At 45.2% G+C, this 24,988-nt stretch carries 21 protein-coding genes; 20 read left to right on the top strand and 1 reads right to left on the bottom strand.

Annotated features, from left to right (window positions below; genetic code table 11):
* Positions 1-316 precede the first annotated feature (316 nt).
* The 5 genes from KAI36_RS23270 to KAI36_RS23250 all read left to right on the top strand — a co-directional run bounded on the left by KAI36_RS23270 (position 317) and on the right by KAI36_RS23250 (position 6,054).
* Positions 317-1,294, top strand: a complete 978-nt coding sequence (locus KAI36_RS23270; RefSeq protein ID WP_220026147.1) for a LacI family DNA-binding transcriptional regulator — start codon at positions 317-319, stop codon at positions 1,292-1,294.
* A gap of 164 nt (positions 1,295-1,458) precedes the next feature.
* Positions 1,459-2,784, top strand: coding sequence for an ABC transporter substrate-binding protein (locus KAI36_RS23265; RefSeq protein WP_025723174.1), 1,326 nt, complete (start codon positions 1,459-1,461; stop codon positions 2,782-2,784).
* Between the two features lie 59 nt (positions 2,785-2,843).
* Entirely contained in the window at positions 2,844-3,728 is an 885-nt protein-coding gene (locus tag KAI36_RS23260) for a carbohydrate ABC transporter permease (RefSeq protein ID WP_220026146.1), read from the top strand.
* Complete coding sequence (locus KAI36_RS23255; RefSeq protein WP_025723176.1) at positions 3,728-4,555, top strand: carbohydrate ABC transporter permease; 828 nt, start codon at positions 3,728-3,730, stop codon at positions 4,553-4,555. Before KAI36_RS23260 ends, KAI36_RS23255 begins: the two co-directional genes overlap by 1 nt.
* An 83-nt stretch (positions 4,556-4,638) precedes the next feature.
* Positions 4,639-6,054, top strand: a complete 1,416-nt coding sequence (locus tag KAI36_RS23250) for a glycoside hydrolase family 32 protein (RefSeq protein WP_220026145.1) — start codon at positions 4,639-4,641, stop codon at positions 6,052-6,054.
* Positions 6,055-6,130: 76 nt separating this feature from the next.
* Here the strand turns inward: KAI36_RS23250 and KAI36_RS23245 are convergent, their stop codons facing one another.
* The gene (locus KAI36_RS23245; RefSeq protein ID WP_220026144.1) at positions 6,131-7,318 is read right to left on the bottom strand and encodes a macrolide family glycosyltransferase; all 1,188 of its coding nucleotides are present in this window, start codon (positions 7,316-7,318) and stop codon (positions 6,131-6,133) included.
* A gap of 199 nt (positions 7,319-7,517) precedes the next feature.
* Between KAI36_RS23245 and KAI36_RS23240 the strand changes: the two genes are divergently transcribed.
* From KAI36_RS23240 to KAI36_RS23170, 15 genes are all read left to right on the top strand, one after another.
* A complete protein-coding gene (locus KAI36_RS23240) occupies positions 7,518-7,712 on the top strand; it encodes an H-type small acid-soluble spore protein (protein ID WP_061828963.1) in 195 nt (64 codons plus the stop codon).
* 19 nt (positions 7,713-7,731) lie between these two features.
* The gene (locus KAI36_RS23235) at positions 7,732-7,902 is read left to right on the top strand and encodes a hypothetical protein (RefSeq protein WP_220026143.1); all 171 of its coding nucleotides are present in this window, start codon (positions 7,732-7,734) and stop codon (positions 7,900-7,902) included.
* 246 nt (positions 7,903-8,148) lie between these two features.
* Entirely contained in the window at positions 8,149-8,874 is a 726-nt protein-coding gene (locus tag KAI36_RS23230; protein ID WP_023990426.1) for a FadR/GntR family transcriptional regulator, read from the top strand.
* Positions 8,875-8,922: 48 nt separating this feature from the next.
* On the top strand, positions 8,923-10,107 hold the full coding sequence (locus tag KAI36_RS23225) for a M20 metallopeptidase family protein (RefSeq protein WP_220026142.1): 1,185 nt from the start codon (positions 8,923-8,925) through the stop codon (positions 10,105-10,107).
* 69 nt (positions 10,108-10,176) lie between these two features.
* Entirely contained in the window at positions 10,177-11,724 is a 1,548-nt protein-coding gene (locus tag KAI36_RS23220) for an ABC transporter substrate-binding protein (protein ID WP_220026141.1), read from the top strand.
* 85 nt (positions 11,725-11,809) lie between these two features.
* Positions 11,810-12,727 (top strand): ABC transporter permease, encoded by a 918-nt coding sequence (locus KAI36_RS23215; protein ID WP_023990423.1) that lies wholly within the window; start codon positions 11,810-11,812, stop codon positions 12,725-12,727.
* 17 nt (positions 12,728-12,744) lie between these two features.
* Positions 12,745-13,677, top strand: coding sequence for an ABC transporter permease (locus tag KAI36_RS23210; protein WP_220026140.1), 933 nt, complete (start codon positions 12,745-12,747; stop codon positions 13,675-13,677).
* A 23-nt stretch (positions 13,678-13,700) separates the two neighbouring features.
* Entirely contained in the window at positions 13,701-14,678 is a 978-nt protein-coding gene (locus KAI36_RS23205; protein ID WP_220026139.1) for an ABC transporter ATP-binding protein, read from the top strand.
* A complete protein-coding gene (locus KAI36_RS23200; RefSeq protein WP_220026138.1) occupies positions 14,675-15,679 on the top strand; it encodes an ABC transporter ATP-binding protein in 1,005 nt (334 codons plus the stop codon). The genes KAI36_RS23205 and KAI36_RS23200 overlap by 4 nt, the downstream gene beginning before the upstream one ends.
* Positions 15,680-15,726: 47 nt before the next feature.
* The gene (locus KAI36_RS23195) at positions 15,727-17,751 is read left to right on the top strand and encodes a S9 family peptidase (RefSeq protein ID WP_220026137.1); all 2,025 of its coding nucleotides are present in this window, start codon (positions 15,727-15,729) and stop codon (positions 17,749-17,751) included.
* Positions 17,744-18,211, top strand: a complete 468-nt coding sequence (locus KAI36_RS23190; protein ID WP_220026136.1) for a hypothetical protein — start codon at positions 17,744-17,746, stop codon at positions 18,209-18,211. The genes KAI36_RS23195 and KAI36_RS23190 overlap by 8 nt, the downstream gene beginning before the upstream one ends.
* A gap of 184 nt (positions 18,212-18,395) precedes the next feature.
* Complete coding sequence (locus KAI36_RS23185; protein ID WP_220026135.1) at positions 18,396-19,634, top strand: sensor histidine kinase; 1,239 nt, start codon at positions 18,396-18,398, stop codon at positions 19,632-19,634.
* On the top strand, positions 19,631-20,281 hold the full coding sequence (locus KAI36_RS23180; RefSeq protein ID WP_025723800.1) for a response regulator: 651 nt from the start codon (positions 19,631-19,633) through the stop codon (positions 20,279-20,281). The genes KAI36_RS23185 and KAI36_RS23180 overlap by 4 nt, the downstream gene beginning before the upstream one ends.
* Positions 20,282-20,482: 201 nt before the next feature.
* Entirely contained in the window at positions 20,483-21,874 is a 1,392-nt protein-coding gene (locus KAI36_RS23175; protein ID WP_220028196.1) for an efflux RND transporter periplasmic adaptor subunit, read from the top strand.
* Entirely contained in the window at positions 21,871-24,981 is a 3,111-nt protein-coding gene (locus KAI36_RS23170; RefSeq protein ID WP_220026134.1) for an efflux RND transporter permease subunit, read from the top strand. Before KAI36_RS23175 ends, KAI36_RS23170 begins: the two co-directional genes overlap by 4 nt.
* The last annotated feature ends 7 nt before the right edge of the window (positions 24,982-24,988 follow it).

Here is a 24,988-nt window from a genome sequence, read left to right as displayed (position 1 = left end):
GGCTGTCGTATTATTTTATAGAAATTACTAGTAAACTTACTTGTGCACCACAAGTATCATCTTTTAGCGGAACAACTAGTAGTGCTATGGAAGTTGAATCAAAGAAGGATGGTTAAAGAAAAGATAGCAAGACCTTTTTAAGGGGGGCTTGCTATCATTATGGTTTAGAGCAATTGTGACCTCTAATTTGAGATTCGCAAAGTTCAGTCACCTAACATTTACGGCCATTTTGAGGCCTTCCGTTATGTAAGGTTGTTGAAATGATGAGGAGAGAGTATAGTTTGTATGTATTTATTTTGTGCGGGAAGAGGTTAATATGGCGACAATTCATGATGTAGCATTAAAAGCGGGCGTGTCGGTCACAACAGTATCCCGTGTAATGAACAACCGGGGATATATCAGCGAAACTACACGCAAAAAAGTGTTCGACGCAATGGAGGAACTTAATTATCAACCGAATGAAATAGCACGATCTCTATTGCGCAAGCAGTCTAATATTATTGGCCTGATTATTCCCGATGTCTCGCATCCTTTCTTCAGTGAGCTTGCCAATCAGGTCGAGTTCTATGCCTATCAGCAAAACTGCAAGGTCCTGCTGTGCAATTCACATATGGATCCCGTGAAGGAAAAAGTGTATATCGATATGTTGAAGCGGAACCGGGTGGATGGCATCATTATGGGTAGCCATACATTAGAAGTAGAAGAGTACCGACATTTGAATTCACCGATCGTGACGTTTGATAGGCAGATTGACCCGTATATTCCTTACATATCCTCGGATAATTATCGCGGAGGCGAGCTGGCTACGGAGCTGCTCATTCGCAAAGGTTGCCAGAAAATTGCGCATATATGCGGAAATCTGGAGCTGAACATGCTGTCTAATGAGCGGACCAAAGCATTCCGGGATGTCGTGGGCAGGGATGGTGTCCAGCATGTGATCGTTCAAACAGACTTGAATGTGTTCGATCAGAAGGAGTACGAGCGAATCATTTCAAAACTCGTTCATGAACATCCGGATGTGGATGGAGTGTTCGCAACAAGTGATATTATTGCTGCTTTTGCGCTGAAAGAATATATTCGCGCTGGAAGGCATGTGCCAGAGAATGTGCGCATTGTTGGCTTCGATGATGTAAGCGTTGCTTCCTGGCTGACGCCGGAACTTACATCGGTAAGACAGCCGATTGCAGAGATCGGCAGGCTGGCGGTCGAGCTGATCCGCAGCCAGGCGGAGGGGGAGCAGGTACAACCTGTCAATCTGTTGCCTGTTGAACTAATTGAGCGTGCAACGACCTGAATGAAAATCTGTTCCTCTAACAAGGGGAACAGATTTTTTTTAGTACATGTCAAAAATTCAACATGTCAAACGATTGACACAAGTTAAACCTTTGACATATAATCCGTTTGTAAGCGTTTTATTTAAGTAATCAGAGCCATTATATAAATAAGGGGATGACAACAGTGAGGAAATTCAAAAGAGTTCAATGGATGGTAATGCTGCTTCTTTTGGTTATGGTGGTGTCTGCATGCGGTGGCTCCGGAGGAGAAGGTAATTCGGCTTCTGGAGGGGGATCAGGGGATTCGAAAAATGTCAAAATTACGCTTTTGAACTCCAAAGGCGAAATCCTTCCACAGCTGGAGGAAGCCGCGAAGGCGTTCCAGAAAGACAATCCGGACATTACTGTTGAAATCCAGCCGGTACCGACTGGTGGATCTCCTTTTGAGCGTGCCTCTGCACTGTATGCATCAGGAAACCCGCCGACCATGACCATGCTAGATACAGGTGATGTTGAGAAATTCAAGGACCGTATCCTCGATCTAAGCGGGGAAAAGTGGAATGCGGACACTGTTGAAAATGCTACCACTGCTACGACATTTGATGGTAAAAATTACGCGTTTCCGTTGGCTGTTGAAGGCTACGGATTCATCTACAACAAAGCCGTTGTAGATAAAGCGGTAGGCGGAAGCTTTGATCCCACCACAATTAAAACCCGAAATGACCTTGAAAAACTGTTTCAGCAAATCGAGGCATCTGGTAAGAAAGCATTGGTGATTTCACCAATGGACTGGTCTCTGGGCGCTCATTATTTACCTCTTGCTTATGCAGGCCAGAACAAAGACATGGCTGAAGTGGACAAATTCATGGCGTCACTAAAAGCGGGCCAGGCTAGCTTGGCTAATAATCCTGTATTTAACGGACTTATGGATACATTCGACCTCATGATGAAATACAACATCGATCAGGCTTCTCCGCTAGCAGGAGCTTATGAACGCGGACCGGAGCTGCTCGGCAAAGGTGAAGTTGGCATTTGGTTCATGGGCAATTGGGCATGGCCGCAAATCAACAGTTTTGATACCGCTAATAAAAAATATGGTTTCTTGCCTGTACCCATCAGTAACAATGCCGATGACTACGGCAATCAGGAGATTTCGTCCGCTGTATCCAAGCGCATTGTTATTGACAAGGAGAAGACTACTCCGGAACAGCAAGATGCGGCGAAGAAGTTCCTGAACTGGATCGTATATGATGAGAAAGGCCAGGATTTCCTCGTGAACCAAGCGAACATTATCCCGGCGTTCAAAAATATTACACTGCCTGCGGCCGACCCGCTTGGCAAGTCCATCCAGGATTATATTGCAAAAGGCAAGTCAGAGCAGTCGATGAGCATGCTGCCTGCCGACCACTGGTCCAAGACAGGATCTTCCATGCAAAAGTATCTGGCGAAACAGGGAGATCGTGCAACACTGGTTAAAGAAATCGAAAACTACTGGAAAACGGTTAAATAAGGTTGTTTTCAAATTACCTGGAATAGAGAGAGAAACCCGGAACAAAGGGAGGGATCATCATGATTACGGAAAAAGGAGTATGGAACCGGCTGCGGACGCGGCTACTGTTTACTGGCCCAACCTTGTTTGCCTTCATAACGGTAATGATTATTCCATTTTTGTATGGCATCTATCTGACGTTCACAAACTGGGATGGTATTTCCACCACACTATCGCTGGTTGGCGTCCAAAACTATCTGGCTGTTTTTAGAGATATTGAGTTTTGGAAATCATTCGGCTTGACGCTCAAGTATGTGTTTTATACCGTTGTTCTTATCAATGTGATCGCTTTTATGCTGGCTTATGTGCTGACTAAAGGGTTAAAAGGACAGAGTGTTTTCCGGGCGGGATTTTTCCTGCCCAACCTTGTCGGCGGCATTGTACTCGGTTTTATATGGCAGTTTATATTCAACAACGTGCTTGTCTATTTGGGACAACATGCCAGCATACAGTCGCTCAGCACGACTTGGCTGGCTGATCCCGACAAAGCGTTCTGGGCACTCGTGATTGTAACCGTGTGGCAGAACGCGGGTTACATGATGGTCATTTACATCGCGGGATTGACGGGTGTGCCGAATGATATTATGGAGGCCGCAAGCATTGATGGGGCGAACAGCTGGACCAGACTGCGGAAAATGGTGCTGCCCTTGATGGTTCCTTCTTTCATCGTATGTATATTTTTGTCCTTGCAGCGCGGTTTTATGGTCTATGACGTGAACCTTGCGCTCACGAAAGGTGGGCCGTTCAGCAGTACTCAAATGGTGTCGATGCATGTGTATGAAAAGGCATTCCTTTCCCGTGATTATGGTGTGGGGCAGGCAGAAGCATTCGTGTTGTTCCTGATGGTTGCTCTCATCACTCTGCTTCAGGTTTATTTTAGCAAGAAGTTGGAGGTGGAGGCGTAATGGCAAGAAAAAGAGTTGCTTCCTCCGTGATCAAATTCATTGTGCTAACAGTCATACTCATATTGTTCATCGTACCGTTCGTCTTTCTGCTGATCAATTCGTTCAAGGAAAACATGGCCATCACCTCGAATCCGTTATCGCTTCCAGAGAGCTTCAGTATGGTCAATTATATGAATGCATTTGATAAAATGAATTACATCGCTGCCTTCACCAACTCATTGGTCATAACGGTGTTAAGTGTTCTGTTTATCTCATTGTTCGCGGCGATGACGGCTCATTATTTTGTCAGAAATAACACTAAGTTCAACCAATATACATTTATGCTGATGGTTGCATCCATGATCATTCCATTCCAGGCTATCATGATTCCATTGGTGAAAATCTACGGCTCACTTGATCTGCTGAACAGTAAGTGGTCGCTGATTTACATGTATATCGGTTTTGGCAGCTCGCTGGCCGTCTTCATTTATCATGGTTTTGTAAAGAGTATTCCAAAGGAACTGGAGGAAGCGGCGCTAATTGACGGCTGCACGCGGTTTCAGACATTCTTCCGGATCGTGTTTCCGGTACTGATGCCCACGACTGCCACCATTTCCATTCTCAATGTGCTGTGGATCTGGAATGATTTTCTGCTGCCTTCCCTCATTCTGGTCGATCCGGAGCAAAGGACACTTCCGTTGTCTACGTACAACTTTTATGGAACCTATACAGTGGATTATGGTCCATTGATGGCAAGTTTGGTACTGACGATATTTCCGATCATTATCATCTATCTGTTCGCCCAGAAGTATATTATTCAGGGTGTTATGCAAGGTTCGATTAAATAACTGCAGGGGAAGGATGCTTTATCAAACAAACTAGAGCGTATACGAGAGAGCGTGCAGATCAATTTATCTCCCAATCGAAGCATATGCTTCGGCCGGATTATCGGCTGAACTACCATTTAATGGCTGAATTCGGCTGGATGAATGATCCAAACGGCTTCATTCAATATAACGGGCAGTATCACTTGTTCTATCAACATTACCCATATAAATCAGTATGGGGACCGATGCACTGGGGACATGCAGTCAGCCGCGATCTTATGAAGTGGGATTATCTTCCGATCGCTTTGGCACCGGACGGTGAGTTCGACCAGGATGGCTGCTTCTCTGGCAGTGCGATTGAGCAGGACGGGAAGCTTGTCCTGATGTATACCGGACATGTTGTAACCGGGCCTGACAAAGATCAGGATTACAAGCAGTCGCAGGGAATTGCAGTATCAGAAGACGGAATAACGTTCGAAAAGTGGGAGGGCAACCCGGTCATCGGTTATGACGCCATACCAGACACGATCAGTCATAAAGACTTCCGTGACCCTAAGGTGTTCAGGCACGAAGATCATTATTACGCCGTTCTCGGTTCTAATGATGCCAAAGGGAACGGACTTGTACTGCTTTACCGTTCTGAAGACCTGAAAAGCTGGACGTATGTCAATGTACTAGCCGTGAGTGACGGACGCTTCGGCGATAATTGGGAGTGCCCAGATCTGTTCCCGCTCGGTGGTCGGCACGTATTTATGCTGTCCCCGCAGCGCATGCCTGCGCAGGGGGAGGCTTACCGCAATCTGCATTCCACCATGTACGGTATAGGTGATTTCAATTCCGCTGCCGGAACATTTATGGCAGAGCGGTATGCTCAGGTGGATCACGGATTCGATTTCTATGCTCCACAGTCCACCTTGGATGATAAAGGGCGGCGTATCGTCATCGGATGGATGGATATGTGGGAGTCGGAGATGCCGACCCAGCAGGGGCACCATTGGGCTGGTGCGATGAGTCTTCCGCGGGAAGTGGTTATCGACGGCGCCAGGCTGCTGTTCCGTCCACTTGAAGAGGTAAAGAATTACCGATGCAATCTGTTTGAGCAGCGAGATATCTTACTGACAGGTGAGCAGATTATGGACACGCGCGGAGATAGCTACGAACTGAAGGTCGTATTTGAGTTTGAGGCCAGTAACATCGATGAATTCGGTTTGAAACTGCGGGTGGGTAGCGAAGAGGAGACTGTACTGTCGTACCGTCCCGATGATGGTCTGTTCCGTTTCAACCGAGAACGTGCCGGTATAGGCCCGGGCGGAGAGAGAAGAGTGCCTGTGGGCTTAAACGAGGGCCGTCTGGAGCTTCGGGTTTTTGTCGATAAAAGCTCGGTGGAAATATTCATCGGCGACGGTGAATACGTCCTCACAGGAAGAGTGTATCCGGGAGTAAAATCTACGGGCATTCGAGCGTTCGCGAGCGGAAAGTGTACGATTGCTTCGTTTCAGAAGTGGGACATATCCACATAGAAATGCATGACAAACAGGAACCCAACCATTGATGGTCAGGGCTCCTGTTTTTTTTGTAGAATTGTAATCGTGTGATTTACACAAGATTATCTTGAAGATAGGCATCAATTTTTGCGAGGGCTTCTTCTGTACCGCCGGACTGCTGGAAGCTATCATTTATTTTTTGTACGCCCTCTTTATACGCCGCGTTCGACATTACCTCATGTACGGCATCTTTTAACGATTGTACATTGATTTGGTCTTTGGTTATTCGATAGCCAGCTTGAAGTTCTGTTAACCGCTGTGCGACCATGGGCTGATCCTTGTCCTGAGGCAGTACGACCAAGGGTACATTAAAGTGAATCCCTTCATTCACACTGTTCATTCCACCATGAGTAATAAATACATCTGAATGACGTAGTACCTCCAATTGGGGAACATAGGGCGAGATGATAAAGTGCTCTGGGGCTGGATTGATTTTCGTAAAGTCAGCTTTCTCGCCAGCTGCAATCACGACGATACCTTCAAAATCGGAAAAAGCTTCAATACAGGTGTTAAAAAAGCCTTCAATATGATCCAAAACCGTTCCCATCGAAATATACAGAACTTTTTTATCTTGTAGTGCATCCAATGGAAATGAATTCTCCCCTTTACGTTCTGGAAAGCTGGGACCAATAAAGAGATTCTCGTCACCATACTGTTCACCGTCTGGTTGGAAATATCGACTGGTATATACAACATTCAAAGCTCCTGTATTGTTCATAAATTGAACCACATGCTCGGGAGCAACACCGAATCTTTTTTTCATGAGCTGCAGTGAGGTCGTGGCATGTTCATCAAGTTGAAACGGCACTTTTTCATTAAGGCGAAAGAGATTGGTAGCCATCCGATTCTGTGAAATCAGAAAAGATGGGGATGAAGCAATACCAGGGATTTTCAAATAGTCTCTAACTAACTCGCCAGCTCCGAATCTATCATAGAATACAAAGTCAAAATCAATGCTTTCAGACAGCTGCTTAGTGATTGCTAATATGTCCATTGAAGTCTGGATATGAATATTCATAAATGCGTTTAACCCAGCCGGAGTATGGGTATGAATAGAAGCAGTCCTGATCAGATCGGGATGCAGGTGAACTGTTGCTCCAACGGCTTCGAGTCTGTCCTTGTATTTCTCAGTTGTAATGTAATGTACTTGGTCCCCTCGTGCTGCAAAGGCTTGCGTCATCCCGATCGTAGGGTTCACATGTCCTTCTGCCGGAAAGTTAACCATTAATATGTTTAACATTCATCATTACTCCTTTTTTCTACAATTAAGATCGCAGTTTTCACTGAATCTCTCAATCCATAATAACAATAATATTTATATTTTCAAATGATATCCTTTCATGATCATAAAACATATGTTGGCATGAAATGTGTATAACAAATATTTACCTCGTGCATAGTAAAGGGGAACTCTACTTAGCAAGGGAGGTTTTTTCTAAGTGAATGTTCAAAGAGCGCAAGAAATAGCGTCCTCTTCCATAATGGCAAATGTGTTGTGTGATGGGTTACCCATTTATATTCAGCATGTGAACGAGCAGAGTGAGACGGCACGCATTTATGCGCTAAACAATCCGGAAGAGGAACGGGAAGTACCTTTGTACACGTTAACGGAACGAGATCAGGCACTGGAATAAGAAAGGAGTGATATGAAAAATGAAACCAAATCAACAGAAAGTAGTCGAGGCAGACCGTTTGAATTTTCGTGACCAGACGGATGATGTGATTAGAGAAGTGCCGGCCACGACGGATGCCAGCGAAGCAGTTGCAGCAATGACCTCACATATCAATAAATACGATGTACCGGATGAGTTGGAGGAGAAATAGAGAATGACCGAGCGCGCACAGGATAACCTGTTGCGTGCTTTTTATATGATGCATAAGGATAACCAAAGATTTAGCAGCTCTGCAAGGGGCTGCTTCTTTTTATTGTTTCGAAAGCATCATAAATTTTTTAAAAAAAGTATTGCATATAGGTTTACTAGGTATTATGATAACAACAGATTTATATTTTTTTGTTTTTCACAAAGGTATAAGGTTTAGACCTTAAAGATTTATGATCGGAGTGTTCATATGTTAATCCAAACTCCTCTGCGCTTTGAAAAAGTATCAGCTAAAAAAGTGAGTGATTTTATTAGAGAGCAGTTGGAAGAGGCTATAATTTTAAAGGAATTGCTTAGCGAGGAGCAACTACCGACAGAGCGGGAACTCGCAGAAATATTTAATGCCAGTAGAATTACAGTCCGTGAGGCGTTATCTCAATTGGAATCCAAGGGACTCATTGAGAAGAGGGTAGGTGCCAAGGGAGGGACCTTTGTTCTTCCCGTGACGGCAAACTCTCATAAACGTACCCGGGAAGAAATCGCAAAAGATTGGGAGCACATGCTGAAGGTCTTTGAATATCGGATGATTGTGGAGCCGGAGGGTGCTTTTTTAGCGGCTGCGCGGATCACCACGGATGAACTGGACCTGCTTCAGCATTACCTGGAACAGAGCATTGAAGCGGACTGTACCCGAGAATGGTTTCGGGCCTTGGATGTTAAATTCCATCTGGCCATTGCCAAAGCATCTGGCAATCCATTTTGTGAAGATGCGGTTAGGCAGATTCGTACCAAGATTAACCCGGCACTTGATCTCATGCCCTATGATGATCAGATTCGGACGGTGAATTACGACGTCCATACAGAAATTCTGAGTGCACTTCGGGCACGAGATGCTGAGAAGTCGCGGGAAATGATGAAGCATCATATCGGACATTCCGCAGATGCCATTTATGCAAGAGTGGTTGCAAAAGGCTAACGATATCATACAGAAAAAGAATACGATTCGAGCGGGGAGGGTGAAAACATGAACATACATGAGCTTTTGGCTTTATCTAGACCGCTTCAAGAGCAATTGATCACATGGCGAAGGGATTTTCATCGCCATCCTGAAACGGGTTATGAAGAGATTCGTACATCAGGCATTGTAGCTGAGCACTTGCGTAGTCTCGGGTTGGAGGTGACAACCCAGGTAGGGAAAACCGGGGTTGTGGGTCTGTTACGGGGAAAAAGTCCAGGGCCTACCATCGGTCTAAGGGCAGATATGGATGCATTACCGATTCAGGATCAAAAAACGGTTCCCTATCGTTCGGAGATCCCAGATAAGGCCCATTTATGTGGGCATGATGCCCATACAGCCATACTGATGGGAACTGCACAGTTACTTGCTCATTTGGAGCGACCTGAAAGAGGAAATATCAAATTTGTCTTTCAGCCGGCTGAAGAAGGTTTGGCAGGGGCCAAGGCTATGATCGATGACGGTGTATTGGAGAATCCAAAAGTGGATGCGATGGCAGGACTACATATGTTCCCGGGTCTGAAGACAGGAACACTGGGGGTCAGCAAAGGGGTCGCTTTTGCATCGGCAGATAGCTTAACAATTAAGATTCTAGGCAAAGGCGGCCATGCTGCCCGTCCACATGAGGGAATAGACGCCATTGCCGTGTCCGCGCAGGTTATTTCTGCCCTGCAAAACATTCCAAGTCGTATGGTTGATCCCCTTGAAACCATTGTCATTACGATTGGCAAAATTAGTGGCGGGTATATGGGAGCGGCCATTGCACCGGAAGTAGAGATGATCGGTACCGTGCGCACCCTATCTGCGGAACTGCGTAACCGGATGCCTGAGCTGATCGAGCAGGTGGTCCGTGGGGTGTGTGAGTCGTTCGGGGCTGGATATGAGCTGAGCTATCAGCAGGGCTACCCGGTTGTGCAAAACGACCCAGGTATGGTCGATCTGATGACGGAAACGAGTGAGCAATTGTTTGGCTCCAAGGAGTGGGACTACATCAAACCGTCAACAGGCGGGGAGGATTTTGCTTTTTATTGTGAACAGGTACCCGGCGTGTTTTTCCGGTTGGGATGTGGGAGAGGTGATGAAGATACTAGCTATCCATTACATCATCCCAGATTTGATTTAGATGAAGTGGTACTGCCTTATGGGGTAGCCATGATGTCGGCCATCGCGCTGAATTTTTTGAAGACAATATAAAATCGGGATTAAGACGCTCAAATGCAGCTGTGTGGCAATATACAACCTTAATGGAGTGGAGTGGACAAGATGAATAGACATAAGTGGTTTAGAGGCGGGATTACGTTACTGATTGCTGCGATGATCGTGGCGGGTTGCGGTACCCAATCCACAGGCGGTAGTAAAGACAGCGCAACATCGACCGACAGTAAAGTACTGACAATTGCTAATGCTACGGATATTGAAAGTTTTGATCCACATAACAATAACAATACGGCGAGTGAAGCCGTTCTGGTTAACGTATTTGACTACTTATTGAAAAATGATAGTCAGCAGAAGAAAGTACCTGGACTCGCTACTTCCTGGGAAAAGGTAGATGATACCACTTGGCGTTTTCATCTGCGCGAAGGGGTAACCTTCCATAACGGTGATCCATTCACAGCGGAAGATGTGAAGTACACGATAGAAAGAGTAGCGAAGGATAACACACTCAAACAAAATTCCTACTTTAAAAATATCAAAGAAGTGAAAGTGGTAGATGAACATACGGCAGACATCATCACCGATGGTCCTGATCCGTTACTGTTGAATCGTTTATCCAAAATGGGAGCTGGCATCTTACCTTCCAAGTATATTGAGAAAAATGGGATAGAGGCATTCCTTAAAAATCCGATAGGTACAGGCCCTTATAAATTTAGCCAATGGATCAAGGATGACCGGGTGGTACTCGTTAAAAACGATAAGTATTACGAAGGTCAGCCCAAATGGGATCAAGTTGTCTTCCGCTCCATTCCAGAAGCCTCTACGCGTGTATCTGAACTGCTCGCAGGCTCGATTGACATTGCATCTGGTATCCCTTCCACGGATATAGAACGTGTTCAAGGCGAAGAGGGTAAAAAAATCGTCAAGGCTCCGATCCAGCGTGTACTGCAATTGATTTTACGTCAAAGTCAGGGCAGTGTTACGGCTGACTCCAAAGTGAGAGAAGCGATAGATCTCGCGATTGATAAAAAAGGAATCGTAGACAGCATCGCAGGCGGTGCTGGGATTGTAACCCGTACTTCCGTTACACCAGGTAACTTTGGTGCCGATCCTTCCTTATATGAGAAAACATTATATGATCCGGCTAAAGCCAAGGAACTGCTGAAGCAGGCCGGTTATGCTGGCGCAGGCCCGACATTGACCCTTTCAGTATCCTCAATATACAAGGAGTATGCCGAGGTCGTAGCCGCCATGTTAAATAAAGAAGGATTCAACATTAAATTGGACGTGCTGGAGCCAAGTGCTTTCAGTGAGCGTTACAGTTCCAAATCTTTCAAAGAAATGTTTATGATCGGCATTGGTAATTCTCTATTTGATGCTTCCAATAACTATAATCGTTACCTGCTGGAAGAGGCTAAAGGCGAAACGGATTATAACAATCCGAAGGTAGAGAAGCTGCTGCAGCATGCGCTGACGAATCTGGATACAGCCTCGCGTGAAAAAGAGTATCAGCAAGTGCAACAGATTTTGGCTGAAGATCGTCCAGCCGTATATTTGTTCCAAATGGAAGGGATTTATGGCACCGGTAACGGTGTGAACTTCCAACCGAGAAGCGATGAAATGTTCTATGCAGAGGATATTACACCTGCTAAATAAAGAAGAGAAATGAACGGGCGGGGACCTCAATGAAGGTTCCTGCCCGTCCTTTTAAAAAAAGCCTGCTGGTTACGGAGGTGACAGATTGAAAACGTATATCGCTAAATCACTGCTTCAGGTTATTCCTGTACTGCTGATTGTCTCCCTTATTGTATTCATCCTGGTGAGGGTAACCGGGGACCCTGTGGCCCTTATGCTGCCGGAAACCGCTACAGCTGAGGATCGTGCAGTGTTAACGCAGGCGCTCGGGCTAGATCAGCCCTTATATACGCAATATATTAAATTTATTGGCAGTGCCTTACAAGGAGATTTTGGTACTTCGTTTCGCTATGGGGAATCGGCTTTGCCGTTAGTATTGGAACGGCTGCCTGCCAGTTTTGAATTGGCAGTAGCCGCCATGATTTTTGCGGTCATCATTGCTGTGCCTTTGGGCGTCATCTCAGCAGTCAAACGGAATACCTTTACCGATTTAATCATTTCCAGTTTATCCGTGGTCGGAAAGGCCATGCCTAACTTTTGGATGGGGATTATGCTCATCTTATTATTTTCCGTCATGTTAGGGATGCTTCCGGTGTCCGGCCGGGGCGGGATGGATCATTTAATACTTCCGGCCTTTACACTGGGTGTCGGCCTTTCTGCACAGATGACCCGACTCATTCGCTCCAGTATGCTGGACATTTTGAATCAGGACTATATTCGAACAGCCCGAAGTAAAGGGATTCTCGAAATCGTGGTTATCGGAAAACACGCTTTCCGCAATGGATTGATTCCGGTCGTTACGATTATGAGCTTGCAATTTACGAGCTTGATCGGCGGTACACTGATTACAGAGACGGTATTTGCTTGGCCGGGTTTGGGACAGTTACTTGTCGTCGCTGTGAATACGCACGACATGGCTATCGTTCAGGCTGCTGTATTTGTGATTGCCTTTATTGTGGTGGTCAGCAATATTTTAACCGATGTCGTTTACCGACTGCTTGATCCAAGGATTAAATACAACTAGAGAGGGGAGGGGGAAACGTGGCAGGCATTCATGATGTACAAGCCCTTGGTCCAGATCTAAACCTGGATGGCAAAAAGCAGACACAACCGTCCGGTATCGGACGTATATGGAAGCAACTGTTACGAAGTAAAACCGGAACGGTCGGTGCAGTGATCTTACTGCTCGTTTGTTTAACGGCATTATGCGCCCCTATGCTGGCCAGTCACAATCCTGCGGAAATTGACCCGCTTAACCGTCTGAAGCCGCCTATGTGGCTGGATCGTGGATTACCGGAACATTGGCTTGGTACAGATAACCTAGGACGAGATATGTGGAGTCGTATCGTATATGGAGCAAGAGTTTCGCTTATCGTCGGTATTGGTGCAGTTCTGGTCTCAGGTACGATTGGCGCAATCCTCGGCCTCCTCGCCGGGTTTTATGGTAAATGGGTGGATGCCACCATAATGAGAGTTGCCGACGCCTTTTTGGCTATTCCGGCTATTCTGCTGATGCTGGTTGTCTTGGCCGTTGTAGGGCCTGGCATGACTACGCTCATTTTCGTCATTGGCGTTACAAATTGGGTTTCTTATACGAGGGTTGTCCGGGGCGAGGTATTGAGTATCAAGGAACGAGACTTTGTTAAAGCAGCCAAGGCGATTGGCTCTAAAAATAGTAGAATTCTGTTGAAGCACATTTTACCGAATGTCCTGTCTTCGTTTATCGTCATTTCCGGTATGAATGTAGCAACGACGATTATTATGGAAGCTTCTCTTAGTTTTCTCGGATTAGGGATTACACCGCCGGCAGTGTCCTGGGGTGGCATGCTGAGCGATGGGAGGCAGTATATAGCCACGAGCTGGTGGGTGGCAACGTTTCCCGGCCTGGCGATTACCATCACAGTTCTGGGCGTCATTTTTCTCGGTGACTGGCTTCGCGACGTGTTAGATCCCCATATGAAAGCGAAAGAATAACAGAAAGCGGGGGATCGGAAAAGATGACCACGAAATTGCTTGAAGTGAATCATTTGAAAACCTACTTTAAAACGGAGGATGGCATCGTTCCTTCGGTCAACGGTGTCAGCTTCACTGTGAATCCAGGTGAAACAGTAGCTATTGTTGGAGAGTCCGGTTCCGGTAAAAGTGTAACCTCCTTGTCTATTATGGGTTTAGTGGCTGCACCAGGTAAAGTCGTGGGCGGGGAGATTCTGCTTGAAGGACGAGACTTGCTCAAATTGTCCAAGGGAGAAATGCGCAAATATCGGGGAAACGAGGTATCCATGATTTTTCAGGAGCCAATGAGTTCGTTGAATCCTGTATTTACGATTGGCAACCAAATCAGTGAGGTCATCCGGCAGCATCAAAAGCTGAGCAAACCCGAAGCACGGCAGAAAAGTATAGAGATGCTGGAAAGGGTAGGTATACCTGGTGCGTCGAAAGTGGTAGGTTATTTCCCACATCAGTTGTCCGGAGGAATGCGTCAGCGGGTGATGATCGCAATGGCCTTGGCCTGCCAGCCAAAACTGCTCATCGCTGATGAGCCGACGACGGCCCTGGATGTAACGATACAGGCTCAAATTTTGAATTTAATCCACAAGCTGAGCAAGGAAGAGAATACAGGCATCATTCTCATTACCCACGATTTAGGTGTCGTCGCGGAAATGGCTGACCGGGTAGTCGTGATGTATGCCGGGGAAGTAGTCGAGGAAGCGGACGTATTTGAATTGTTCGAAAAGCCGGGCCATCCCTATACGATCGGACTGCTTGGATCACTGCCTAAGCTTACAGAACAGAGGGAATGGCTGGATTCGATTCCTGGTACCGTTCCTAATATGATGCAGATGCCGAGTGGTTGTCCATTTCATCCCCGCTGTCCTTACGCCCAGGAACAGTGCACAAGGATTCATCCTGAATTACAGGCCAAGAATCCAGGACACTATGTCAGATGTTTACGGATGGAGGAGGTGTCAGTATGAACGAGATAGCACAGAAAACACCGCTTCTCGAAGTGAATGGGCTTAAGAAATATTTTCCGATGAACAAGGGCTGGTTTTCCAAAAAGAGCGGTTATGTACGGGCGGTTGATGATTTGAGCTTTAAGGTGATGCCAGGGGAAACCTTAGGTATTGTAGGGGAATCGGGGTGCGGCAAATCAACAACAGGACAAATGATTACACAACTGCTAGAACCCACGGCAGGCGAAATTCGTTTTCAAGGACAAAGCCTGTCTGATTTAACGGACGAAGAAGTCCGCAAAGTCAGACGAGATTTGCAATTTGTATTTCAAGACCCGTATTCCTCTTTAAATCCAAGAATGAAGGTTTTTGATATCGTCGCGGAACCGCTTCAGGTACACGGGATTGCTAGAGGCAAGGAGCTTAAAGCTGAAGTTTTTCGACTGTTGGAAACGGTAGGGTTAGGCGCGCATTTAGCGGATCGGCATCCCCATGAATTCAGTGGCGGGCAGCGGCAGCGGATTGGCATAGCGAGAGCACTGGCTATGAAACCGAAGCTCATTGTTTGTGATGAACCTGTATCCGCGCTGGATGTGTCAATTCAGGCTCAGATTTTGAATTTGTTAAAGGAGCTTCAGCAGCAGTTCCAGCTTACCTACATTTTCATCGCCCACGGGTTGCCCTCCGTCAAGCATATTAGCGACCGGATCGCGGTGATGTACTTGGGTAAAATCGTGGAGCTTGCAGATCGTGATGAGTTGTTTGCAAGACCGCAGCATCCGTATACAAAAGCATTGCTTGAGGCAGTGCCTGTTCCTGATCCGAGGCTGCGTAAAGAACGGATAACATTGACGGGGGAAATCCCCAATCCCGCCAATCCTCCTTCGGGCTGTACTTTTCGCACGCGTTGCCCCTATGCACAAGAGATATGCCGACTACAAAGTCCATTGCTCGAAGAGCATACTCCAGGGCATATTGCTGCTTGTCATTTTCCCCTGCATAAGCAGGTGGCTCACGAATAGATGAACTTTTGGAAGTAGTAGGCGTTAACCAAAAAAGGAGGCTACTCATGAATAAACGATCAATTGTACCGGAGGATTTGTACGGATATCAGTGGATCAGTGATCCCACAATAAGCCCCGATGGAACGATTGCCTACGTCAATAAAAGCATAGATCGCCCAAAGAATGACTACCAAACACACATCCGTGTCGTATCCCTTCTTGGGAACGACGATCAGCCGTTGACCGGTGGCCATAAGGATTCGGCTCCAGCTTGGTCACCCGATGGATTACAGCTAGCTTTTTTACGTCTGGCGAATGGAAGCAAACAGCTATGGACGGTTCCGGCTGAAGGTGGAGAGGGACAGCGGCAGACGGAGGTGAAGCGGGGAGTGGGTGCATTCGTCTGGTCACCGGACGGAAAGTATATTGTATTCACAAGTATGGTGAGTATAAACGCTGAGCGGGAAGCCAAGGGGCTTGAGGAATATAGCAAGCAATCAGGTGAGCGGGGGCGTATTGTGGATCGCACCACTCCCAAAGCTGAAGGATCGGGCTGGTGGAACGGTCTATTTAGTCATTTATATGTATTGGAGCTTGAAAACGGCCGGATCACGCCAATAACGTCGGGACCTTGGAATGCATCTTACCCTGTATGGTCCACGGACAGCAAGCAGATTTCCTTCTTGTCCAAACGTGTAAACGACGACAAGAAGGATGCGGACATGCTTTCGTTTTCGGATGTGTATACGATCGATTGCGACGGCGGTAATCTGGTGAAAGTTACGGATTCCAGCTTGGCGATTAGCCAATTTTCGTATGCCCCAGACGGAAAATCATTGACTCTGATCGCCAGTGATCGCATTTATGGAAGTGGTAGCCAGAATCGACTATATACCGTGCCTGTTACGGGGGGAGCCCCGGAACTATTGGTTCCTGAATTAGACATGCAAATCGGCAACTTCGCCTTAAGCGATATGAAATCATTTGGTCCGTCTCCATCTCCGTTATATGCTCCTGCGCGATTGAAGCCAGAAATGTATGTGCTCGGGACGTTGCAGGGTGCTGTTCATATATACCGCATCACAATGGACGGGAATGTTCAAGCGGTGACTGGCGGAAGTGATAGAGATATCTATCAGTACACGCTATCTGCTGACGGCCGCTATTTGGTTTTTGCTGCACTTGATGCGGACCGGCCTGGCGAGCTGTATCAAATGAATCTGGAGACAGGAGAAGAGAAACGACTTACGCACCATAACGACGATCATATGGCTTCCTTGCAAGTGAGTTCACCAGAGATGTTTTGGTTTGAGGCTTCGGATGGCTTCAAGGTACAAGGATGGATTTTCAAACCAGCCGGAATGGTTCCGGGGGATCAGGTTCCTTTGATCTTACAAATTCACGGCGGACCCCATGCGATGTATACCGGCACGTATAGTCATGAAATGCAGACGCTTCTGGCACAGGGATATGCCGTGCTCATGACCAATCCGCGCGGCAGCTTCGGTTATGGTCAGGATTTTGCTCAGGCCTGCCGGGGGGACTTTGGGGGAGGAGATTATCGTGATCTGCTGGACGCCTTGGACTTTGCGCTGAACCAGTTTGATTGTATAGATGAAACCAGGCTCGGGGTGGCTGGCGGCAGTTATGGCGGCCTGATGACCAACTGGATCATTTCTCATACGAACCGATTTCGAGCTGCCGTTACACAGCGCTGCATCTCCAACTGGCTCTCCTTCTATGGCTTGAGCGATATTGGTATTTCCTACACAGAGGGAATCGTTGGGGCTAACCCGTGGGAAGATCCTGAGCTACTCTGGTCCAAATCCCCACTGGCACATGTAAATAGCATTGAAACTCCGTTGCTGATTTTACACGGTGAGGAAGATCTGCGCTGCCCTGTTGGCCAAGGGGATGAGTTGTTTACAGCCCTTAAGCGGTTGGGTAAAATAACACGCCTCATTCGATATCCCGGGTCCAATCATTCATTGCTAAAGAGCGGTAAACCGTCCCTTCGTGTGGATAACTTTGAACAAGTGGTGGCTTGGTTCAATTCCTACTTGAGTAAAGGAGTAGACTCCAATGAGTAAAGCGCAATTGTCAATACCAGTGGCCTTTCTGATCGAGAACTTACGTACGAGTGGTGAACCGAAAGACGTCATCATTGAATGTATCAAAAAACAGGATTTCACTCCTTTGCTCGATAAGGTTAAAGAAAAAACAATGGATTTCAAAGAACGTTGTCAAACGGCAGAAGACATAGGGGACGAGTGGGAAGAAGCGATCCTTAGTGGTTATGAATTTAAGTTTTTACACATCAATGGATTGAAAAGGCTGCTTTATTTTCGTTTTGATCGAGCCATAGATCGCGATTATGAGCAGGATGGGATCACGTTGAAGAATCTGTATCTTGATCCTCTCGAAATCGATACTTTGCAAGGACTCATCGGCAGACAGTGGCAGGTGATTGCTGATGACAATGAAGCTGCTGGTAACGTGCAGAGGAGAGTTAGCATTAAGCTTTTATACCGAAATGAAGACAATTCTTAAAAAGCAAATAGTATTTAATGCCCAAACGTACAAATGATGTTGCCCATGTGTACGTTTTTTTCTTTTTGTTTTTTTGTAAAATAATATATAAATGATTTCTGTTCAAACTAAATGGACCAGGCCCTCATAGGGGCATTGTCTCTAATAAGTTGAAAAGCCGAATTCAGAATTGTAGGAGGGAATTATGAACGATGAATTCAATGTACAGGTCCAAAATCTTGATCCGGAAATAAGTGAAAGTGAAGGTGAATTTGAGAAGAAAGATATTTCAAAAGTATTAACTATAATATGGATTTTTATAATTTATAGTGAGTCTGTCATTCTTCAACATTTGTCTAGTGGTCTAAATCTGCCGCAAAGTGTCTTATTCACTGTAATCATCATATTGCACATCCTCTTGTACTTGCATGCTCATAGAGTTGCAAAATATTTTTCATGGGCTTATTTTGTTGTGCAAGGGGGATTGATCTTTTCAAGTGGATTTCTTCTACCTGACAGTTTTTCGATTGTACTGGTTGGGTTAATGCCAACTTTGGTGGGTCAGAGTATAGGTATTTATTATAAGCCGCTTAAGGTCATTCTTGTATTTTTGATCTCCTATGTACTTTTTTGTGTGGCTGTGGTCTGGCATAATGATGGCAAGCAATTTGTGTTGTTCATCCCGCTATTTTTTCTAATTGCAGTTGTTATAGTAGCTTATGTCATTCTTTTTCTCAAACAAGTCCAAGCACGAATCCACACGCAAAATGTTCTTAAGGAACTTGAAATCGCACATCAAAAGGTCGAAGAACTTACAATTGCTAACGAACGACAACGGATGGCCCGTGATCTTCATGATACGCTGGCTCAAGGGCTTGCTGGGCTAATCATGCAACTTGAAGCCATTGATGCCCATCTGACAAAAGGAAGTACGCAAAGAGCTCAGGAGATCGTCCAACAATCGATGTCACAGGTGCGTAGAACATTGTCTGATTCGAGACGAGCTATAGACAATCTGCGCTCGAAAACCATCTCGGAAGTTGATTTTGCAGAAGCAGTGCAGGAAGAAATACAGCGATTTACAATGGCAACGAGCATTCGTGTAGTACGAAACATCAAAATTAAAGCTTCAGTTCCCAGACTGTTGTTCGAACATGGATTGTTTATTATAAGTGAGTGTTTAACCAACGTAGCGAAGCATTCACATGCTAATAATGTATGGATTAATATTTTCGATAACAAAGGCAAGATTGAAATCGAGATTCGCGATGATGGAAAGGGATTTGATACGGATATTATTGCCAAGCAAACAGGACATTACGGAATAATAGGTATACATGAACGTGTGCGGATGCTGGGTGGAAAAATCAATATCAGCAGTATATTTCAAGAAGGTACAGCTATAAAAATAGAGGCGCCTCTTACTAAAGGAGACCTATCATGAAATACAAGATTTTAATCGTCGACGATCATTGGGTAGTTAGAGAAGGATTAAAGCTGGTGCTGGAGACCAATGACAGTTATGAAGTTATTGGTGAAGCCGGAGAAGGTGCAACGGCTCTTAAATTGATCGAAGAACTTCAGCCGCATGTCATATTGTTGGATTTATATATGCCACAAATGAGTGGTTTGGAAACCATGAAAGCCCTCAGAGAAAAACAAAATGAAACACCAGTCATTATCCTGACGACCTATAACGAAGATGATTTAATGATTAAGGGACTCTCTTTGGGAGCAAAAGGATATTTATTAAAAGATACCAGTCGAGAAAACTTATTTCGCACTATTGAGTCTGCGCTAAGGGGTGAAACGCTGCTTCAGCCAGAAATAACAGCAAGGGTATTTGCTGCCACGAATAAGAGAGAAGCTGAGATAGAGTCACACGAAAGAAACTTAGTTCTGACTGATAAGGAAAAGCACATATTAAAGTCTGTTGCACATGGTTATAAAAGTAAGGAAATTGCGTTTGATATGGGAATTTCCGAGCGTACCGTAAAGGCACATTTAACGAATATTTATAACAAGCTTGGTGTTGATTCCAGATCCGAAGCCGTTGCCGTTTCGTTGGAACGTGGTATTTTACAGCTTTAGAAATAATAACTGAAAATATGTTATTTATTTGCCCAGTCGTACATAAGGTGCTTGCCCCTTTGTACGATTTTTTTGTTTGTTCATTGTTATAACATGAAAAAAGGATGAAAAAGTTTACTTGACCCACGGGTTGCTGATAGCACCTTTAGAAGAGAGAATCAGAGAGGATGACATTAGTTGAAGAGAAAAGAAATCAGGATAATGATTGCAGGGGTTGCATTAGCCTTAGTAGCTTCCGGTTGCTCCAGTGCATCGGAGAACACTGTAACAGAAGCCAGTCACCCGGTAAAAATTGAGAAACTTGCAATGAAACCTTTGGCCAATGATTTTAATTTGGCGGGAACATTGCAGGCAAGTAATGAGGCCAATGTTTCCTTTGAAGCGGATGGACGTATATTGAACACCATGGTCGAGGTTGGAGATTCAGTAGAAAAAGGGAGTGTCCTTGCGAAGTTAGATACATCTGCTTATCAGCTACAGCTGGATCGGGCAAAGGCAACCATGGAAAAGGCAAAGGCTGGTGTTAGCCAAGCGGAGGCTTCTGTTCAATCGGCACAGGCGGGCATTCATAGTTCACAATCCCAGGTCAATGCGGCCCAATCCAAATTGCAGGAATTGAACAATGGCGCCAAAAAGCAGGAGATTGCACAGTCTCAAAATGCGGTTACTGCAGCAACCAATACTTACAATAAGAAAAAGGCAGATGCAGCCCGGACGCAAAGTCTGTTCCAGGCAGGTGCAGCATCATTGACAGAAAATGAGAGTGCACAGCTAGAATTAACAAATGCGCAAAAAAGTTTAAGCGACGCACAAGAGCAATTGTCCCTTTTGCTTGCGGGAGCCTCTCAGGAACAGCGTGCCCAAGCTTCGGCCGGCGTAGATCAGGCCAGGGCAGGGCTGGAATCGGCTAGGGCTACTAGGCAACAAGGGCTAGCCAGTAAAGCTCAGGCGCAGGCTACCTATGAGGATGCATTGGCTGCTTATGAACAGTCAGCCTTGTCACTGAAAAAAGCTACTTTAACCTCCCCAATCACAGGTGTTGTGATTGAAAAAAAGATATCTGATGGTCAACTGGGCTCCAGCGGGAGTGAGGCATTTGTTGTCGGAAATATCAAGACTTTAAAAGTACTCCTCCCCGTACCGGACAGTGAAATCTTATCGTGGAAGAAAAACCAAAAAGTAAATATATCTCTCTATGATGAAATTAGAACAGGGACCGTTACTCAGATCTATCCATCGACTAACTCCAAAACGGGAAGCATCAATGTGGAAGTTAGCATTCCCAATCCCGAACTGAATTGGAAACCTGGTCAAGTCATCAGCGCATCTAAAAGCATGAATCAAAACGAAGCACTTTTAGTGCCCGTAGAGGCCGTAATTAGTACGGGAAATGACCCTTATGTCTTTAAAGCTATAAATGGAAAGGCCGTTAAAACAGTAATTAAATTGGGGAAAGTGACTAATAATCAGCTTGAAGTTGTCTCTGGACTACAGGCAGGCGATCAAATCGTTACGCAAGGAGCAGGAACCTTATTTAATGGTGATTTAATTGGGAATGATGTACTTGGGAAATCGGAGGAGTCGTCCGAATGATTAAATATATCGTTAAAAAACAAAAAATTACACTCATTTTCTTTGGCATGTGCATTGTGCTAGGGCTCTACAATTTTACATCGTTACCTAAACAAGAACAGCCCGATGTTATTCCCTTGTCAGCCAGTGTTACAACCATCTATCCGGGCGCCTCACCCGAAAGAATCGAGCAAACCATTACTAAGGTCATGGAACAGAAAATTAAAGCCGTACAAGGTGTCAAAACGATTTCTTCCACTTCATCTAAAGGCCAATCCAGTATAACTGTAGAAGCTTTTGAAGATGCGGACCCGACAAAGGTGTGGGCTGATCTTCGTACAAAGGTACAGGATGCACAGTCCGAGCTTCCAGATGATGCGATGCAGCCCATTATCAATGATAGCATGACAAGCTCTTTCATTGGTTCATATGCAATTACTTCTGATAAAATTGAGAATTTATACTCGTTAAATGAATTGATGAACAAATGGAAGGATCAATTAAAAACGGTTTCGGGTGTTTCGCAAGTTAATATTCAAGGAATACCAGATCAAGAAGTACGAATCAGTTTAGACACACAAAAGATGCAACAATATAACATCTCCTGGGAGCAGGTTGTTCAAGCAATCAAAAATGAGAATGAAAGAGTTCCTACAGGTAGTATGGATTTCAATGAGCGTACTTATCAGCTGACGGTAAATGCCTCTACCGATCCATCCATTCTAAATAACGTCCAGATTTCAAGCAATGACGATGGATTCCCGATATCTCTGAAAGATGTAGGGACAGCCTCACTTGTTTTTAAAAAAGCAGCTAGTTATACGTATGTGAATAACAAGCCTGCTATTTCGATCAGTGTGAGTGGAGATACAGGCACAGACGTGCCAACAGTATCTAAAGCGACTACAGCCAAAATCAATGAACTTGTGAGCAGTTTGCCGAAGAATGTACATTTTGAGCTGCTTTTTGCGCAAAATGATCGAGTAGATGAAATGTTTGGAAACCTGACCAAAGAGATGATCATCGCTATTATATCGGTCATTGTGATATGTACATTAGGTTTAAATTTGCTGACTTCTGCATTTGTGGCCTTAGCCATTCCTGTTTCCATCGCCATCGGCTTTATTTTCTTGCCCACAACAGGAATCACGCTGAATCAAATTTCAGTCATCGGATTAATCATCGTGCTAGGAATATTGGTTGATGATGCCGTCGTGGTCAATGACAATATTGAACGCCGGCGCACTGAATTTGGGGAAGATGCTACGGAGGCAGCCATTAAAGGAACGAAAGAGGTTTCCTTATCAATCATTACAGCTACACTAGCTACGGTTGCAGCATTTGCCCCGCTTTTATTCCTGCCGGGCACCATTGGTGACTTTATTAAACCGATACCTACCGTTATTTCGTTAACGATGCTGGCTTCCATGATTATGTCATTAACGATCATTCCTATTTTCCGTCAATGGTATGATCAACGTCGTAAAGGAAAAGAGAATAGTAGGACAGTTAAGCCACCTGGACTTCTGGGGAATCAAATCCAGTCTCTATCCAATGTGTACTCTAAAAACTGGATGCCAAGAATACTGCGACGCCCACTTTTAACAGCGCTTATTGGTCTTATGATGGGTACAGCAGCTTATGGACTACTTGCTGTTGTTCCCATTGAATTATTTCCGGATTCCGATCAAGCGGATGCCACGATCAGTGTAACAATGCCAGAAGGAACATCGTTGCAGGCAACCAATCAGGTTATTAACGAGATTGGCATGTGGGTCAAAAAACAGCCAGAAACAGAGCGGTTGGCGGCAACGGCAGGTGGAGGAGCGCCTCAGCTGTACAGCGATGTTGCAGGTGGTCACGGCTCTGGGGGAGCGGTAAACGGCCAAATTGCTGTCGTTGGAAAAGAAGGGCTATTTGATCTCAAAAAAACAGTGGATAACTGGACCCATACGCTACAAGCTAAATATCCATCTGCATTAATCAGCATTCGTGTTCCCCAATTAGGTATTCCGGTCGGCAGTGCGGTGTCTATCCGTATTAAAGGAGAAGACATTGATAAGCTGCAAAACATGACAACTAAAGTCAAAGAAATTGTTGCGGGAACCCCCGGAGCTGTAGATGTGACCGATAATATGGGTATGCAAAGCTATAATCTGAATTTCCAAATCAATCAGCAAGCCTTGGATAAATATCAGGTTAGCTATTCCGATTTAACGCGTACCTTGCTATTAATGGGTGACGGTGTGAATGTAACGGATTTTGATACGGGTAAGGAATTGCTTGATATAAATGTATATATGAACAAACCAAACAATGATCCTGAGGTATTATTCCAACAATTAAGCGTGAACAATTCGGCAAGGGAGCAAATCCCCTTATCCCAATTAGCCACGATGAAACCGGACTTTTCCATCCAGCAAATCCACCGCTATGATTTGGAACGGACGGTAACAATCTCATCCGATGCAAATGGGCGTACAGCTACAGAACTCACTCAGGACATCCGTAGCAAACTTACCAATACACAGTTTGAGCCAGGCTACACATGGGAGATGGGAGGGGAAACATCCGCGCAGTCCGATATGTTTAAGGATTTGGGCAAATTAGCTGTGATTGTTATTTTTCTTATTCTCCTCTTAATCACCATGCAGTTTTACTCGGTTTCCACACCGCTAATTATTATGACCACTGTTTATCTGGCAGCGGCAGGAGGAATCCTTGGAAGTTTTATTTCAGGGATGCCCATTGGATTCATGAGTATTATGGGTATCATTTCACTTGCTGGTATCGTCGTGCGTAACGGTATTGTGTTAATAGAGTTTATTGAAGATGCGCGGCGTGAAGGCGCTGATTTAACAGACGCGATTCTAATGGCATGCTCTGCCCGTTTCCGTCCGATCTTGCTTACTTCGCTAACTGCGATTGTGGGTATGATCCCCATTGCCACAATAGGGGAGATCTTGTTCAAACCGTTGGCAACGACCATTATTTTCGGACTGATTTTTTCAACTATTTTAACATTGTTTGTAGTTCCGACTCTGTATATGGTCGTAGCTCATCTGAAGCTGAAACGGAAGCATAAGAAGGAAAAGGCTATAAATAGCGATAGCTCAATGACCTTGTAGGTAAATA

Origin of the sequence: Paenibacillus sp. S02, from assembly GCF_019454065.1 — a bacterium.
Lineage (GTDB): Bacteria > Bacillota > Bacilli > Paenibacillales > Paenibacillaceae > Paenibacillus > Paenibacillus polymyxa_B.
Note: the sequence above shows the minus strand (reverse complement) of the source record. Positions and strands in the feature narration are given on the sequence as shown.